This is a genomic window from Chryseobacterium sp. FP211-J200, from assembly GCF_001643375.1.
GTDB lineage: Bacteria > Bacteroidota > Bacteroidia > Flavobacteriales > Weeksellaceae > Epilithonimonas > Epilithonimonas ginsengisoli.
In genome coordinates this window covers 234126-251225 of sequence record NZ_LSHB01000056.1, presented here as the reverse complement: position 1 = coordinate 251225, position 17100 = coordinate 234126, and the positions used below count along the sequence as shown (strand labels likewise).

At 36.3% G+C, this 17100-nt stretch carries 17 protein-coding genes; 3 read left to right on the top strand and 14 right to left on the bottom strand.

All coding sequences use genetic code 11. The features are described from left to right. Window positions 1-225 precede the first annotated feature (225 nt). Both AXA65_RS16735 and gltX read right to left on the bottom strand, forming a co-directional pair. On the bottom strand, window positions 226-1182 hold the full coding sequence (locus AXA65_RS16735) for an acetyl-CoA carboxylase carboxyltransferase subunit alpha (RefSeq protein ID WP_063971195.1): 957 nt from the start codon (window positions 1180-1182) through the stop codon (window positions 226-228). Between the two features lie 64 nt (window positions 1183-1246). Continuing rightward, a complete protein-coding gene (gltX, locus tag AXA65_RS16730; protein ID WP_063971194.1) occupies window positions 1247-2755 on the bottom strand; it encodes a glutamate--tRNA ligase in 1509 nt (502 codons plus the stop codon). 136 nt (window positions 2756-2891) lie between these two features. Between gltX and AXA65_RS16725 the strand changes: the two genes are divergently transcribed. Further along, on the top strand, window positions 2892-3236 hold the full coding sequence (locus tag AXA65_RS16725; protein WP_063971193.1) for a phosphomannose isomerase type II C-terminal cupin domain: 345 nt from the start codon (window positions 2892-2894) through the stop codon (window positions 3234-3236). 147 nt (window positions 3237-3383) lie between these two features. On the opposite strand, the gene AXA65_RS16720 is transcribed toward AXA65_RS16725, so the two are convergent. From AXA65_RS16720 to pdxA, 12 genes are all read right to left on the bottom strand, one after another. Continuing rightward, window positions 3384-4205 (bottom strand): DUF6492 family protein, encoded by an 822-nt coding sequence (locus AXA65_RS16720; RefSeq protein ID WP_063971192.1) that lies wholly within the window; start codon window positions 4203-4205, stop codon window positions 3384-3386. A gap of 6 nt (window positions 4206-4211) precedes the next feature. Continuing rightward, on the bottom strand, window positions 4212-5423 hold the full coding sequence (locus tag AXA65_RS16715) for a glycosyltransferase family 4 protein (protein ID WP_063971191.1): 1212 nt from the start codon (window positions 5421-5423) through the stop codon (window positions 4212-4214). Window position 5424: 1 nt separating this feature from the next. Continuing rightward, window positions 5425-6372: a hypothetical protein gene (locus AXA65_RS16710; RefSeq protein ID WP_063971190.1), complete on the bottom strand. Its 948-nt coding sequence runs from the start codon at window positions 6370-6372 to the stop codon at window positions 5425-5427. Beyond that, window positions 6369-7358 (bottom strand): hypothetical protein, encoded by a 990-nt coding sequence (locus AXA65_RS16705; protein ID WP_063971189.1) that lies wholly within the window; start codon window positions 7356-7358, stop codon window positions 6369-6371. The genes AXA65_RS16710 and AXA65_RS16705 overlap by 4 nt, the downstream gene beginning before the upstream one ends. An 87-nt stretch (window positions 7359-7445) precedes the next feature. After that, on the bottom strand, window positions 7446-8402 hold the full coding sequence (locus AXA65_RS16700) for a hypothetical protein (RefSeq protein WP_063971188.1): 957 nt from the start codon (window positions 8400-8402) through the stop codon (window positions 7446-7448). Between the two features lie 42 nt (window positions 8403-8444). Next, the gene (locus AXA65_RS16695; RefSeq protein ID WP_063971187.1) at window positions 8445-9461 is read right to left on the bottom strand and encodes a glycosyltransferase family 9 protein; all 1017 of its coding nucleotides are present in this window, start codon (window positions 9459-9461) and stop codon (window positions 8445-8447) included. Between the two features lie 5 nt (window positions 9462-9466). Beyond that, entirely contained in the window at window positions 9467-10720 is a 1254-nt protein-coding gene (rocD, locus tag AXA65_RS16690; protein ID WP_063971186.1) for an ornithine--oxo-acid transaminase, read from the bottom strand. Between the two features lie 103 nt (window positions 10721-10823). Continuing rightward, the gene (gene accC, locus AXA65_RS16685) at window positions 10824-12182 is read right to left on the bottom strand and encodes an acetyl-CoA carboxylase biotin carboxylase subunit (protein WP_034976364.1); all 1359 of its coding nucleotides are present in this window, start codon (window positions 12180-12182) and stop codon (window positions 10824-10826) included. A gap of 81 nt (window positions 12183-12263) precedes the next feature. Continuing rightward, entirely contained in the window at window positions 12264-12740 is a 477-nt protein-coding gene (accB, locus tag AXA65_RS16680) for an acetyl-CoA carboxylase biotin carboxyl carrier protein (RefSeq protein WP_063971185.1), read from the bottom strand. A gap of 103 nt (window positions 12741-12843) precedes the next feature. After that, entirely contained in the window at window positions 12844-13047 is a 204-nt protein-coding gene (rpmF, locus tag AXA65_RS16675) for a 50S ribosomal protein L32 (RefSeq protein WP_028121219.1), read from the bottom strand. Window positions 13048-13093: 46 nt separating this feature from the next. Further along, entirely contained in the window at window positions 13094-13621 is a 528-nt protein-coding gene (locus tag AXA65_RS16670) for a YceD family protein (protein ID WP_063971247.1), read from the bottom strand. 122 nt (window positions 13622-13743) lie between these two features. After that, window positions 13744-14829 carry a 4-hydroxythreonine-4-phosphate dehydrogenase PdxA gene (gene pdxA / locus AXA65_RS16665; RefSeq protein ID WP_063971184.1) on the bottom strand — a complete coding sequence of 362 codons (1086 nt, stop codon included), beginning with the start codon at window positions 14827-14829 and terminating at the stop codon, window positions 13744-13746. Window positions 14830-15059: 230 nt separating this feature from the next. Here pdxA and AXA65_RS16660 point away from each other — a divergent pair, with 230 nt between their 5' ends. Further along, window positions 15060-15659, top strand: a complete 600-nt coding sequence (locus AXA65_RS16660) for a riboflavin synthase (protein ID WP_034976370.1) — start codon at window positions 15060-15062, stop codon at window positions 15657-15659. After that, window positions 15646-17100, top strand: a complete 1455-nt coding sequence (locus AXA65_RS16655) for a sensor histidine kinase (protein WP_063971183.1) — start codon at window positions 15646-15648, stop codon at window positions 17098-17100. The genes AXA65_RS16660 and AXA65_RS16655 overlap by 14 nt, the downstream gene beginning before the upstream one ends.

Here is a 17100-nt window from a genome sequence, read left to right as displayed (position 1 = left end):
CCGCCTTCCGTTCCCGCTTTTTTTGCCAAGGCTTTTCCCAATCCAAAAAAGAGCTCCACTCAAGTCGGGCTGCAGCTTCGCAATATTGAACATTGGTTTTACGAATTCAAGATTTCCATTCATTCATATATAGACAAATAAAAACCCTTCCAAAGTTTCAAACTCTGAAAGGGTTATATTTTATTAGGTTTAAAAGGTGTTAAGCCAAAAGCAAATTGCCAACTGTTACCCTTTGAATTCTCCCATCGCAATGAATTTCTCCTGACGGTCGTTCACCAATTTCTCTGGCGCTTGCTTAGATAATGTTTTAATGTCTTTTAACAGCACTTTCTTCACATTTTCATAAGTAGTCGCAGCGTCATAATGCGCACCTCCTAATGGCTCTGGAATGATGCCGTCTATCAATTCTTGTTTCAGCATATCTTCCGCTGTCAACTTCATTGTCGTTGCAGCCGTTTCTTTGTATTCCCAGCTTCTCCAAAGGATCGCTGAACAGTTTTCCGGAGAGATCACAGAATACCAGGTGTTTTCCATCATGTAAACTTTGTTCCCAACACCAATTCCCAATGCGCCACCACTTGCACCTTCACCAATGATAATCGTTATGATTGGCACTTTAAGAGAACACATTTCGAAGATGTTTCTGGCAATCGCTTCACCTTGTCCACGCTCTTCAGCCTCCAATCCTGGATATGCACCAGGTGTGTCGATCAAAGTTACCACAGGGATGTTGAATTTCTCTGCTAACTTCATCAAACGTAAAGCCTTTCTGTATCCCTCAGGATTCGACATTCCGAAACGTCTGTGCTGGCGTTCTTTGGTCGTTCTTCCTTTCTGAGTTCCGATAAGCATGACTGTGTTTCCACTGATGCTGGCAATTCCGCCGATCATTGCTGGGTCGTCACCGAAGTTTCTGTCACCGTGAAGTTCCACAAAACTACCTTCATCTGCCAAACCGTTGATGTAATCAAGCGTGTAAGGTCTATCCGGATGTCTCGATAACTGAACTCTTTGCCAAGGCGTCAGGTTTCCGTATATTTTTTTCTTAGTTTCTTCTATTTTTGTTTTGATCTTTTTGCAGGATTCATCTACATCAATGCCGCTTTCTGTACCAAGTTGCACACATTTTTCGTACTGATCTATCAATTCCTTTACAGGTTGTTCAAATTCTAAATATTCCATGTTTTGTTTGGATTAAACCCTCAAAAATAATGTTTTTTTTATAAATCGATTTTGAAAAAGGTAATTAATTTGAGCCAATTGCTTTTTCTATCCTTTTCAAAGTTTCTTCTTTGCCGATAATGTTCATAATATCAGGAACGTCAGGTCCTTTCAATTCACCAACTAATGCTAATCGAAGTGGCATCATGACTTTCCCCATTCCCAAAGAATGTTCTTCAGCAAAATGATGGATGGCTTCTTTCAAAGTTTCAGGATCAAATTCTGAAGTTTCCAATTTAGCGGCAAAGTCTTTTAAAATAGCAGAAGTTGTATCGTTCCAGGCTTTCTTCAATGCTTTTTCGTCGTAAGAAGTTGGCGCCTCAAAGAAGAATTTTCCATCGTTGTAAATATCAATGACGAATGTTGCTCTTTCTTTCATCAATGAAACGATTTTCAAAAGTTTATCATCAGAAATATTTAAAGCTTTTACTTCTTCAACTTCTTTTAATAATTCTAAAACTTCTTCATTAGATTTAGTTTTAAGATATTCCTGGTTAAACCATTTTGCTTTCTGAGGATCGAATCTTGCGCCCGCTTTATGAACTTTATGAAGGTCAAATTCAGCGATCATCTCGTCCATAGAAACGATTTCTCTGTCATTTGCAGGTGTCCAGCCTAGAAGAGCTGTCATATTAATAAAAGCTTCCGGAAAATAACCGGATTCCTTGTAGCCTTTCCAGATCTCGTCGCTTTCAGGATCTTTGAAATTCATAGGGAAAACCGGAAATCCGAATTTTGCGCCATCTCTTTTGCTTAATTTTCCTTTACCTTCTGGTTTTAAAATTAATGATAAGTGAGCGAATTCCGGAGCTTCCCAATTCATTGCCTCATATAGTAAAACGTGCAAAGGCATCGATGGTAGCCATTCTTCACCTCGGATCACATGAGAGATTTTCATTTCGAAATCATCAACTACATTCGCAAAATGGTAAGTTGGCATTCCGTCATTTTTAATTAAAACCTTGTCATCCAAAGTATTTGTATTTACTGAAAAATTTCCTCTGATGATATCCTGAAGATTCAAAGTTCTGTCAACCGGCATTTTGAAACGAACTACATAGGGAACATTTGCATCCAATAATTTCTGAACTTCTTCCTGAGAAAGAGAAATGCTATTTTTAAGTTGTTGTCTGGTCTGATGATTGTACGAGAAAACATCACCTTTCGCTTCGAAGTCTTTACGGATCGCATCCAATTCCTCTGGCGTGTCAAAAGCCAAGTACGCATAATCTGTTTTTAGGATCTGCTCTTTGTATCTGTCGTAGATGTCTCTTCTTTCAGATTGTCTGTAAGGTGCGTATGGTCCGCCAACTCTTGGGCTTTCGTCAGGAATGATTCCGCACCACTCCAGAGAATTCATGATATAATCTTCAGCACCTTCTACATATCTTGCCGTATCTGTATCTTCGATTCTAAGAACAAATTCACCGCCTTGATTCTTAGTGAAAAGATAATCATACAAAGCAGTTCGTACACCTCCAAGATGTAAAGCGCCTGTTGGGCTGGGTGCAAATCGCACTCTTACTTTTTTCATAATTAATATTGATTTTTAAAAGCCATCTGAACGACTAAAAAATTGTGGTGCAAAATTAAGAAATTCTGAGCATTTTGCCTTTTGAATTTGGTTAATCTTTTTCGAAATACTATTTTTGTTAATTAAAATAAAAACGATGTTAGAAATAGGCGAAAGACCTTGGGGGAAATATTTTGTGTTAGCAGATGAACCTCATTATAAATTGAAAAGGATTGAAGTCAATCCTGGGCAGAAATTATCTTACCAGTTCCATCACAAAAGACAGGAACAGTGGACAATTATCGAAGGTAATGCAACAATCGTTCTGGACGGCGAAGAGATTCCTTTGGCTTACGGACAGAGTATCTTCATCCCATTAGGAGCAAAACATAGAATCATGAATCTTACAGACAAACCAGTTGTTTTCATAGAAGTACAGACAGGAACTTACTTTGGTGAAGACGATATTGTGAGATTGGAGGATGAGTATGATAGAGAGTAAGATTAAATAAAAAAGCCGTTCTACATTTTTGTAAAACGGCTTTTTCGTTTATGATCTAATGATTTTTTGGAGTTTTATAAAAAAAATAAAAGCCATTTTTTATTTTGACAGTTAGAATCGAGTTGAAGAAATTATTTCATCCTGCATTTATAAAAACTTATACCATTTTTTTCTTCTATTTGACCAGTTACTTTGAAAGATGATCCCGATGTAATTTTTTTTCAACTTTTCTAGGTTATGAAATTTCTTCTCTAACTTAAACTGTTTCTGATAATGATAAACTTTAAAAAGCCCTTCGATTGGTAAAATATCAATTAGTTTTGTTTTAAGTAGATACTCTCCATAAATAACACATTCCGAGGGTGGTGTTTTTTTGTCTATTTTATTAAAAAAATCGATAAAACTGATATTTTGATTTTTTAAAAAAACTTCATTGAAATGTCTCCATACATTGCAATTCCAAAGATAGGGTGACGGACCATAATCCCATTCCTTTCCAGTATTTCCAAAAAAAGGTCTGGTAATTCGTAATGCTTCTTTGAAAAATATATTTTCAGAATCTATCCCTATGTTTTCCATAGTTTCTAAAAACCCTTTTGATTCGTGCATGATGGTATAAGGTGTACTCTCATTATACATAAAATCAGAATAATAAAAGTTTCTGATAAATTCTGAGTCCGAATCTATGCAAAGATAATTTTCGCAAATATTTAAACGATAAAGATTAGACTTAATGATTTGCTGATATCTCCAACCATCATCGGGAGGATATTCGAATATTTCGCTATCTCTCAATATTTTCGCAGTAGGATATTTCAAATTTTCTTTGAAATAGTCATAATCAATATCATTAACAGAAAGATAGACAGGTATATTATCGCAATTGTACTTTTGAATCGATTTCAGTAAATTTTCAGTATTGTTAAAATCGGGACGATAACTCTTAATAAATAGAATTAATTTGTGCATGCAATATTATTTTAACATTTGAAAGATCTCTTCTTTCTGAGCCTCAATAGAAAACGGAAAAATGGCTTTTTCAGAATTGTTGTGTAGCTTTTCCCAGGTATTTTTATCTGTACAGATCTTAATAATATTATCTGCGAATGTCTGATAATCATCATTTCCTGCAATTAGTGCAGTTGACCCGTTTTGAAGAAACATACCTTCTGCCCCGATTTCGGTCGTCAAAACAGGAAGTGTATATTCCAAAGCTTGCCCTATCTTTCCTTTCACACCTGCGCCAAATCTTAAAGGAGAGACAGATGCAAAACATTTTTTATAGTACGGAATGATGTCTTCAACATAGCCAACCACTTCGAACCTCTCGGAATTCATTTTTAAAATGGACTCTGGAGCTTCTGAACCAATGATCGAGATTTTCAGATCAGGTAACGTTTTCCAAACCAAAGGCATTATTTTTTGATGCAAAATTTCTACCGCATCTACATTCGGGTCATGTAAAAAAGTGCCGATGAAAAAGATGCCGCTTCTTTTTTCAAAACCAGGCATGTCTTCCGGTTTGACTTTCAGATTATGGACATTGCTTACAGTGAAAAGTTTTGACTCGTTTACAAAAGCCCTCATGAATTCTTTCTCTTTGTCACTGATCACTGCGATTTTGTCCGCCTTTTTACTAAGTTCTGTTTCAATATGTTTATAATATTCTACTTCTTTTGCTCTTTTCTTATCATATTTTATCTCAAGACCTCTTTCCATTCTCAAGTAGTGGATATCTACCATGTCGTAGATTATTTTCGCTTTTGGAGCCTTGCTTCTGAAAAAATCCAGATAATATTCGAAAAGTTCGGGTCTGTGACACCAGACATGATCAATCTTGGGAAGTAGATCATTGATGAAATGTTTCTTACCTTTCAAAATACCAAATTTATTAATGAAAGGCGTGTAAACAATTACATTATGGTCATTGAGGTTTCGGATATATTTTTTGGAATCTACGTCAGGGATTGCTTTTCGCCAATCCATTAGATAAACGTTATAATGCTTTGCTAAAAATTTCGCAATCTCAGTGATCCTGTTAGATGCAGAATCTTTATCAAAAGTGGGAATCTGACTCTCAACAATCAAGATTGTTTTTTTTTCTACATCGTGAGCAATTATTTTTTCCGAGAGCGGATAATGCTTTTTAATGTGAATGTAATTCTTTATTTTTCTTTTAATTCCCATCTTAGATCTTGAATATTTTTTCTGTGAAACTTTTCAAATTGTATTTCTTGAGGATGTCTTGCGGAATTTCCACATAAGGTAATCTCAAAAAGTCTTTTATTTCGTTTGTGTCAATTTTATTACTGTTGATAACAAGAATATTATTCGGATGATAGAAGTCGTATTCCCTTACCATTTTGTTGGTTGTGATCAACTTTTTTCGATAACCGAGACTTTCAAATGTACGAAAAGATAAGCCATTCTGGTCAATTCGCTGGACATCAAGCATAGATCTGGACTCAGAAATCAGTTTTTTTGTTTCTTTAAGAGAAAGATATTCTGTGACAGAAATAAGATTGGGAAACGATAATTTTTTGAAGTAGAATAATATGAAATAGATTTTGAGTCCCGCATCAGATAAAGCATTTGCAATCCTGTTGATCTCATCGATTCTGGAATCATAAGATGAAATATTAAAAATATCATATCTAATATCTTCTGTTACAATCGATTCATCGTAGATGAAATTTGAAGTCTCAATAAAGTTATATTTCTCTATATCTTCATTTTCATAAGAATAGATCTCATCAAAAAAAGGAATTAGATCCACCTGTTTTGGATACTTTTTACAACTATCGTAATAGTAAGCAATGAAATTTTCAGTCTTTTTTTTTAGTTTTTCCAACAAAGAAACGTCAAAAAGATCAGGTCGTATAATGAATGTAATATCCTGTTTCTCCCTAACTTGACCAAGTATTTGATTCCTGAAATATTCTTTCTTGATGTTCTTTCCAAAAAGTTTTGTGATGCCATTCCAGGTTTTTGCAAAAGGATTTGGATATTGATATTTAATAGTGTCGGTCTTGATCTCTGTTACAGTAATATTCGAATGTGATTTCAATTCCTTAACAACCAGGTCAATATAACCATATGCAAACGGGTAGATGATGGTAATTTTCCTTGGATTCATAACTTGAAAATTTCTTTCAACTTATCCTCAAAAACAATCTCTTCCTTCATCACTTCATTTTTGTAAATGATAAAATCTGCAATATGCCCCTGATAGTTTTCCAAAATTGCCTTTATTTTAGAAATGATTTCAGTGATTATGTCTTCACTAAATTCAAATTTATAGTCATCTGGGATCATCAGGTCTTCATAGTATTTTGATGATCCATTTTTTCCGGAGACAATGCAACAATCCTGAGAAACAGATTCTCTTAGCATCTTGTCACGTCCCGGATTTTCTCCAAAATCAACATAAAGCAATGATTGTGACATCAATTCTTTGATTTGATCTGCAGTCATGTTTTGAATCGGAACCCATTCCAATTCGGGCGAATTCTGGATTAGCAAAGCAATCTCCTCTTTTCCCTTCTTTGGATTATACAAAATTTTATTGTTGCGAAGGTTTTTTTTGATTTGTCTACTATCATGCAGAAAAATAGGATTGATATAATCACACACATGATCGATTTGACTTTCCGGGATATGATGCTCCTTGAGATATAGACTTGACCTGAATGATTGTGCCCAATGGAAAACATTGGGTAGAGGTTCAAAATGATATTCTTTGTCAAACTGTTTGTAGAATAATTTCTTGAAAATATTTTGTTTCCTTACTCTGTAATCCACCAATATTTTATAGAATTCTACACTCAACCACCATACGATTTTTTGGCTTTTCGGATATTTTTTGATCAGAAAAGTCATAGATTCTGGGATGATCATGATATTGTCGGGATGATCTTGTACAATGTTGATCTCCTTTGAGTCATATATAGCATAGTTCGCGGCTTTTGGATTTGGCCGTTTTGGAAGATAATGCATGAAAACATTCTTCAGGCCTATTTTATGCAGCTTATGAGATAACTGGTGCAAGGCTTCTGGCCCGCCCGTAACTTTTTTGGGTGGACAAAATATGATGATCTTTGAATGACTTTTATAATTTATCATTAAATTTTTAGCAAAAACCTGTTACTGTACAATTGTTTATTTAAAACACAAAATTGGGATTATTAATAATCAATTCCAAAAATTAGATCAATGAATTAGCTCATCCACCCAATTTTCTATTAGATATTTATTGATAATCTGCTTTGAAACAGCAATGTAAGGGCTTTTGAAAAAATGTTCTGGAATATTGATGTCGTTGATATCTTTGATGACAAAGATGTTTTGGGGATTGTAGAAATCATAGTTAACGATATCTTTGTTGGTGGTTACCAGTTTCTTCTGGAAACCTAAGCTTTCAAAGACACGGAAACTCAAACCTTGCTGGCAATCTCTGTGGATATCCAACAAGACCTCTGAATCTTGCATGATCTTATTGATCTCTGATATTGACAAAGGTTTTTTTGAGAATTCCAAATAGGGATCATCAATATTTTTATTGGTAAAAATGATGATCTTATAATCGATTTTTTTCTCTGCCAAACATCTTGCTATTTTTTGAAATATAGGAAATCTTTTGTCAAACGAGCTGATGTTGAATACCTTATGTTTAAGATTTGTTTTTGCCTCTTCGATATATTTGTAAATAAAATTGGTTTTGAAGTCCAATTTGTAACGTTCGCAATCTTTTTTCTCAAAGGAAAAGACACGATCGAAAAGATGCAGTATGTTTTTCGTCTTAGGATATCTGTTGATAGAATCACTGATGATCAAGACCGATTTTTTTGAACGCGCATTTATCTCCCGAATTGTTTTCGGAGAAAGAAAATCAGCCTTGATGAAAATCGAAGTGTCAATATTTTTGATGTTTTCCAGTTCTTTCAAGATCACCTTATGGTAATGGATGTATTTCAGATTTGCAATTCCCAAATTTTTAGTGAAAAAATTAAATATCTTATGCCCAGCGCTGGGATATTGATATTGGAATTGATGAAAATTAATGTGTTTTACCGTATGAGATTTCTCTTCCAAAGCATCTGCAATATATTGGTTGTATCCCCAATTGTCAAAGGTTATGAGTAATATAATCTTTTTACTTTCTGTCATTCTACTTTTAGAAGTTTTGTTTTTCCCTGATTATTAAAACATTTATGGATGTGATTTCGTGACATTTTCTAAAAATTCCTTCAAAAAAAGCTTCAAAAACTCGGGTTTGAAATCCTTGTAATCTTTTGAATCTTTCACAAAGTCGTTTAAATGCAAAAATCTATCCAAATCCGGTTGACTTGTCCAAGCCCAACCTTTTGGTTCTATATGAGGTGCAAAAATAGTGAATGTAGGAATGCCCAAAGACTTGCTGACATTGGTCGCGCCACCTTCGTTACCAATCAAACATTTACAGAGACTCGTAACCGCTGAAAATTCCCTTAGATCCTTTGTTTCGAAATCTTTTATAACAGCATTCTGGGTTTTCTGAGAGATCAGACCAAATAACTTGATGAACTTTTCTTTTTGATGTGGCAGATAATTGCAAAGAAGTTTTGACTGCGGTGCGATATCAACAATTTGATCCAATACATTCGCCATGTATTCTATTGGATAGGTCTTTATTTCATTACTACCAAATGTACTGATCATAATCAGATCATCACTTTCGGTGAGCTGATGGTCAGCAAGGAGTTTTTTAGCATTTTCAATTTCTTCATCCAAAAGAAAAGTCTTAGGAAAAACCTCTTGGAAAGAAATGCCAAGAGGTTCTAAAAGTTGCAAGCGATGCTCGATAGCCAAAGTGATATTCTTTGATATAGATTCTTTCTTTCTTTTGATGGGATAATTATAAAAAATTTGCGTGTACTTTTTAAAAAAGCCAATTCTTTTTTCCGCTCCGGAAAAGAAGGTCAAGAATCCTGTGTCGATCTTGGAATAAAGGTCTATGACGACATCAAACTTTCGATTTCTAATATCGAAAAGCATTTCCGAAAAATTCTCCTTATTCCAAAAGATCAAATGGTCCCAAAAGGGGTTTCCAATCAAGATCTGTCTATAGTTCTCATCTAAAAGAAAAGTAATCTCAGCGTCCGGATATTTTTTTTTCAGCAAAGGTATAACGGTAGAGGTGACCAAGATGTCTCCCATGAATTTCTTTTGAATGATCAGAATTTTCATACAAACTACGACGTTTGAAATTCTAATACTGTTTTCTCAATAATTTTAACACAATCCAAAAGTTGCTCTTCGGTAATGACCAATGGAGGTGCAAGTCTAATGATGTTTCCGTGTGTTGGCTTTGCAAGCAATCCGTTTTCTTTTAGTTTAACGCAAAGATTCCAAGCCGTTTTGCTGTCCGGAGAATCGTTAATTAAAATTGCGTTCAACAAACCTTTTCCACGAACTTTCGTGATCAAGTCTGTTTTCTCAATTAATTTTTCAATTTCAGAACGGAAGAGTTTTCCTAGTTCTTCAGATCTTTCTGATAAATTTTCATCTGCCACAACATCCAATGCAGCAATTGCAACAGCGCAAGCAATCGGATTTCCACCGAAAGTTGAACCGTGTTGTCCTGGTTTGATGACATTCATGATCTCGTCATTGGCTAAGACTGCGGAAACAGGATACATTCCGCCGGAAAGTGCTTTTCCTAAAATTAAAATATCTGGCTGAACATTTTCGTGATGACAAGCTATCAATTTACCAGTTCTTGCAATCCCGGTTTGCACTTCGTCTGCGATGAAAAGTACGTTGTATTTTTTACAAAGTTGTGAAGCATTTTTGAGGTAATTTTGGTCTGGAACGTAAACGCCAGCTTCACCTTGAATTGGTTCAACTAAAAATGCAGCAATATTTTGAGCATCATTTTTAAACGTTTCTTCTAATGCATTCAGATCATTGTAAGGGATTTTTACAAATCCTGGCGTGAAAGGTCCGTAATTCTGGTTGGCATCTGGATCGTTAGAAAAAGAAACGATTGTTGTTGTTCTTCCGTGAAAGTTGTTTTCACAAACTACAATTTTTGCAGCGTTTTCAGAGATTCCTTTGACTTCATAACTCCATTTTCTGGCTAATTTTACAGCTGTTTCTACAGCTTCAGCACCAGAATTCATCGGAAGGACTTTATCAAATCCGAAAAGCGTTGTGATCTTTTTCTCGTATTCTCCAAGATTTGAATTGTAAAAAGCTCTTGATGTCAAAGCCAATTTTTTAGCTTGATTGACCAATGCTTCCACAATTTTTGGATGAGAATGTCCTTGATTGACAGCAGAGTAGGCGGATAGGAAATCATAATATTTCTTACCTTCTACATCCCAAACAAAAACACCTTCACCTTTGTCCAAAACCACTGGAAGTGGATGGTAATTGTGCGCGCCATATTGGTTTTCGAGGTCGATGAAGTATTGTGAGTTTTTTTCCTGAACTGCTGTTGACATAACTTTTAATTTTTGTAAAAATAATAAATTTGAATTCAATAGACGGTAATAAAAATGCCCAACTTTTAAAGTCAGGCATTTATATCTTTATTAATGATAATTTCTAGATATGATTATCGAAACTTCTGTCCATCACGAAGTCTTCCATAAACTTGGTCGTGTAGTTTCCAGCAAGGAAATCTTCGTTCTCCAATAATTGTCTGTGGAAAGGAATCGTAGTTTTCACTCCTTCAATATAGAACTCTTCCAGAGCACGTTTCATTTTCGCAATCGATTCTTCTCTGGTTTGAGCAGTAACAATCAATTTAGCGATCATAGAATCGTAGTTGGATGGGATCGTGTATCCAGAATATACGTGAGTGTCAACTCTTACACCATTTCCACCAGGAATATTAAGTTCAGTGATTTTTCCCGGAGATGGTCGGAAATCAGCATAAGGATCTTCCGCATTGATTCTACACTCGATAGAATGTCTTTTCGGATAATAATTTTTTCCACTGATGGGCGTTCCGGCAGCTAGAAGAATTTGCTCACGGATCAAGTCAAAATCAACAACTTGTTCCGTAATTGGATGCTCAACCTGGATTCTCGTATTCATTTCCATGAAATAGAAATTTCTGTGTTTGTCCACCAAAAATTCTATTGTTCCAACACCTTCGTAAGAAATATATTCTGCTGCTTTTACAGCCGCAGCTCCCATTTTTTCACGAAGTTCATCCGTCATAAAAGGAGAAGGCGTTTCCTCAATTAGTTTTTGATTTCTTCTTTGGATAGAGCAATCTCTTTCGGAAAGGTGACAAGCTTTACCAAATTGATCTCCAGCAACCTGGATCTCGATGTGTCTTGGCTCTTCGATCAGTTTTTCCATGTACATTCCGCCGTTTCCAAAAGCCGCTACAGCTTCTTGGATTGCTGAATCCCAATGTTCTTTCAGATCTTCTTCTTTCCAAACAGCTCTCATTCCTTTTCCACCACCACCGGCAGTTGCTTTGATCATCACCGGATAACCAACAACCAGAGCAGTTTTCTTAGCATCTTCGTAAGAATCGATCAAACCTTCAGAACCTGGAACACAAGGGATTCCAGCTGCTTTCATGGTTGCTTTAGCCGTAGCTTTGTCTCCCATTTTTTCGATTTGCTCAGGACTTGCTCCAATGAATTTGATGCCATTCTTAGCACAGATCCTTGAGAAATTTGCATTCTCTGATAAGAAACCGTAACCTGGATGGATCGCGTCTGCATTTGTAATTTCTGCAGCAGCAATGATATTTGGTATTTTAAGATAAGAATCTTTGCTCATTGGCGGACCAATACAAACAGCCTCGTCCGCAAAACGAACGTGAAGACTGTCTTTGTCAGCAGTTGAATAAACAGCTACTGTTTTTATGCCCATTTCTTTGGCCGTACGCAAAATTCGCATTGCGATCTCGCCACGGTTTGCGATCAATATTTTTTTGAACATCTTTTTATAATTAAAAATTAAGAATTAAAAATTGAGATAAAGTGAAAATCATCACTTATCAATCATCATCTATCAATTATATTAAGAAGGGTCTACTAAAAATAATGGTTGATCATATTCTACAGGAGAAGCATCTTCTACCAAGATTTTCACGATTTTTCCGCTAACTTCTGATTCGATCTGGTTGAAAAGCTTCATCGCTTCGATCACACAAACTACTTTTCCTTCTGTTACAGAATCGCCTACGTTTGCAAAAACCTCTTTGTCTGGAGATGGTTTTCTATAGAAAGTCCCGATCATCGGAGATTTGATAGTAATATATTTGCTGTCATCGGCAGCATTTGCTGCTTCAGAATTATCGTTAGAAGCAGAAACTAGACTTGCAGCCGGTGCAGAAAAAGGAGTTTGATAAGAAACTTGTGGTGTTACATAGCTTACAGGCTCGCCTCCAAGTGGTGTTTTGATGTAGATTTCGAAGTCTTTATTTTTATATTTCACTTCGGAAACTCCTGCTTTTGCTACAAATCTTACAAGATTCTGAATGTCTTTTATATCCATAAAATTTTAAATGTTTTGAACGCCAAATATAATAAAAAACCACCCAAATTAATAAAATCCGAGTGGTTTTTTATGCTAAGTATAAGATTATCAAAGATAATTCTTAGTTTTCTTCTATAGTTTCTACAGTTTTCTCTACTACAACTTTTCCTCTGTAATAAAGTTTTCCTTCGTGCCAGTGCGCTCTGTGGTATAGGTGCATTTCGCCAGACGTTGCGTCTTTAGCCAATTGAGGAACTACAGCTTTGTAGTGTGTTCTTCTTTTATCTCTTCTTGTAGACGACTGTCTTCTTTTAGGATGTGCCATTTGTTAGTACTTTTTAAAAAATTCTTTCGAATTATATTGTTATTTCTTAATTGTTATCTTTTAATTTCTTCAAAGCTGCCCATCGTGGGTCAACTTGTTCCTCTTCTTCCTCGATTATTTTTGGACTGTATTTATCTAAAAGATTCTGATATTCATCATTGTCTTTTACAGAAGGTGCTACTTTCTTCATTGGAATTGATAAAACCACCGTTTCGTAGATAAGGTTTGCGATGTTGAAATCGCTGTCTTTTCTGTTGATGGTAATAACATCCTCGTTACTGTCATCGTATTCTTCTCCAAATTTCACAAGAACTTTCAAGTCATTTTCTATGTTTTCGGAAAATTCATCATTGCTAATGTCGCAAATCAATTGAACCGTTCCTGAAACTTTGAATATGAATTCCAAAAATGTAGTATGCTTGTCCAAAAGAACATTTACACTAATTTCCGGGTTGAAAAACTCTTGTTCAGTCTCAAATAAATCAAAGAACTCCTGATTGATTTCGTAATTGAAATCGTGCTTTCCAGCTTTTAAGCCTACAAAAGCAATGTCGTAGTTTCTAAATCTGTCCATAAAAATGGTTTGCAAAAATAATTTAATTTTTTCAAATAACAAAATATTTTTTGGAAATACTTGAATTGCAAAAAATTAGTCCTCCAAAAACTTATTTTAATGTCTCAATTTTGAAGAAAGTTTTAGCTTTCCTTCGGTAAATCTTCGTCTACTCCGTGGTTTGCGTGTGTCGCTTTCGGGCGGAGGCGATGCGCTCTCAATTCCTGATATTCGTCTCGGCTTTTGAAAATATCGATGGCTGTGAAAATTGCTTCGGAAAATGAAGTCTCATCTGCGATATTTTTCCCCGCAATATCATAGGCAACGCCGTGGTCCGGCGAAGTTCTGATAAAAGGCAAGCCAGCAGTGTAGTTCACGCCTTCTTCGTAAGCAATCGTTTTGAATGGCGCCAAACCTTGGTCGTGATACATCGCTAAAACTGCGTCGAATGCTTTATATTTCTCTGGTTGGAAAAAACTATCCGCCGGATAAGGACCGAAAGCCATAATGCCTTCGTCAAATAAATCCTGAATAGCAGGCTGAATGATTTCGATTTCTTCTTTTCCGATAACGCCACCGTCGCCAGCGTGAGGATTGAGTCCGAGAACGGCAATCTTTGGCTTTTCTACGCAGAAATCTTCTTTCAATGTAGCAACCAATTGTTTCACTTGTTTTTTGATATTGTCTTTCGTTATGTGATTTACAATGTCCGAAACCGGAATGTGATGCGTGGAAACAGCAACTTTCAAACCTTCGCTGACCATAAACATTACGGCTTTTTTGCCTGCTTTTTCCTCGAAATATCCGGTGTGGCCTGCGTGAGCAAAACCATATTTCATCATTTCGTCTTTGTTGATTGGCGCTGTTACAAGAACGTCGATGTCTTTGTTTAATAGCGCTTCTGTTGCTGCGTTCAAAGAGTCGATGGCCATTTTTGTGGATTCTTCCGTCGGGACTCCAAATTCTATATTGCTGTTCTCCTTGGTCAGATTCACCATATTGATCTTCCCCGCCTGAGCTTCTTTCGCTTCGTTGATGTAATTGAAATTGGTCTGAAGTTTAAAAACATTTTTCTGATAAGTGAACAATTTTCCTGAACCAAAGATGACGGGCGTAAAAAAGTCTGTGATGGATTTATCTTTCAGAGATTTGAGGATGATTTCCGGACCGATTCCGTTGAAATCGCCGATTGAAATTCCTACTCTGATTTTATGGTGTTTGGAGCTCATTTGTTTATCTTTGACATTTATAAAGAATTTACAAAATTACAATTTTTTAGGTAGTTTTTCTTATGAAACGGATGCTAATTTAAATGGCTAAAGTTTCTACGGATGACAAAGCCCATAGCCCCGATTGCAACGGCATCCTTTTTCTGCGGTGGCTTGAAAAAAGCGATGGCGAAAAAGATATAGTGGAAAGCGGGAAACAGCTCCTAAAAATTTAAAAATATTAAGAAAGAATGTTTACAGGAATCATTGAAGCTACGGGAAAAGTAGAAAAAATTGACAGAAACGAAAGTAATATAGATTTTACGCTGAGCGGACCTTTCACTCAGGAGCTGAAAATCGACCAAAGTCTGGCTCACAACGGCTGCTGTCTTACGGTTGTTGAAATTACGGAGAATACTTATAAAGTGACGGCCATAAACGAAACGCTGGAAAAAACCAATCTTAATTTTTGGAATGTGGGTACGGAAGTCAATTTGGAACGTTGTTTGCGCTTCGAAGGAAGACTGGACGGACACATCGTGCAAGGTCACGTGGACAAAACGGGAACTGTGGAAAGCATCGAAAATCAGGACGGAAGTTATTTCATTACCATCAATTACGACGAATCTGCTGAATATACAACTGTTCCGCAAGGCTCAATTACGGTGAATGGTATAAGCTTGACGGTTGCTGAGAGCGGAGACGGGAAGTTTTCTGTGGCGATAATTCCGTACACCTGGGAGTTCACGAATATGAAAAACCTGCAGAAAGACGATGTGGTAAATCTGGAATTCGATATTATCGGAAAGTACGTTGCCAAACTATTGAAAAAACAGAATGCCATTAAGTGATTATAAAGGTTACCGATTAAGAAACAGGGTTTTCATCGGCTTTCTCACAATTTGTATCTTGAGTGTTGTCACTTCGGCGGCTTTGTCTTTCGTAATTCTTCGGGACAATGCTAAGAAGGTGAGCAAGACCGATATGCAGAACAAATCACAGGCGCTTTTGGCTTCTTTGGATTATGCGCTGGGCCATTCTCAGGTTCAGACCTATGATATTCCGAAGGTTTTGGAGAACGAAATCTACGAGATTGCGGATATCAACAAGCACGATATTATCATTTATGACCTGAAAGGAAATTATCTCCTCTCCAACAAAGACCCAAATCTTGTGGAGCAAAAGAAAATGCCTGCCAATGTCCTGAATGAAATACGCAAAAACGGAAAACAATACGACGACAAATCCTATGACGAGAAATTGGACGCGAGTATCGTCTCTTCTTATATGGTTCTGAAAAACAATATGCTGGAAGATATTGGCTATATCTATTTTCCGTATTATCACAACGAGAGCGCTTATATGGAAGTTTTCAAGCATTACTTTGCTTATATTATTGGCGTTAATATTTTGATTATCATTTTCAGTATTTGGCTCAGTTGGATTATTTCCAACAATTTGACGGAAGCTATTGTCAGGTTTACATCGATGATTAGCAGGATTAATTTGTTTGATAAAAATCTGCAACCCATCAAATATTATAAAAATGATGAGCTGAATGCCTTGGTGAAAGCTTATAATAAAATGATTGCCGAAATTGCCGACCAGCGCGAACGATTAAGCTACATCGAAAAGCAATCCGCCTGGCAGGAAATGGCTAAGCAGGTTGCTCACGAAGTCAAAAATCCGTTGACACCGATGAAGTTGATGATGCAAAACTTCGAGAGAAAGTTTGACCCGAACGACCCGAATATTACCAATAAAGTTAAGAATCTAAGTGAGATTGTCATCGGTCAAATCGATGTTATCAGTAGAGTAGCGAGTGCGTTTTCTCAATTTGCGCAATTACCGGAAAAGACGGATGAAGAAATTTCTTTGAATAAGGAAGTTCGAAATTCGCTCACGATTTTCAGTGACGAAAATATTTTTGTCCACGCCAATCACGATGATATCCGGATGAAAATCGATAAAGATTATCTGACCAGGATCATTACCAATCTCGTGACCAACGCCAGTCAGGCAAAGTCCGATGATAGAAAATCCGTCATCAACGTTGACCTCGAGAAAATCGAAAAGCGAATCAAAATTACCGTTCAGGATAATGGAGTTGGGATTCCGACTGATAAACTCGATAGGATTTTTGACCCGAATTTCACTTCCAAAAACAGCGGAATGGGAATCGGACTCACAATGGTGAAACGAATGGTGGAAGATTACAATGGCACAATCACCGTGGTTTCTGAAGTTGACAAAGGCGCGACCTTCACGATTTCTATGCCTTCAAATATGTAA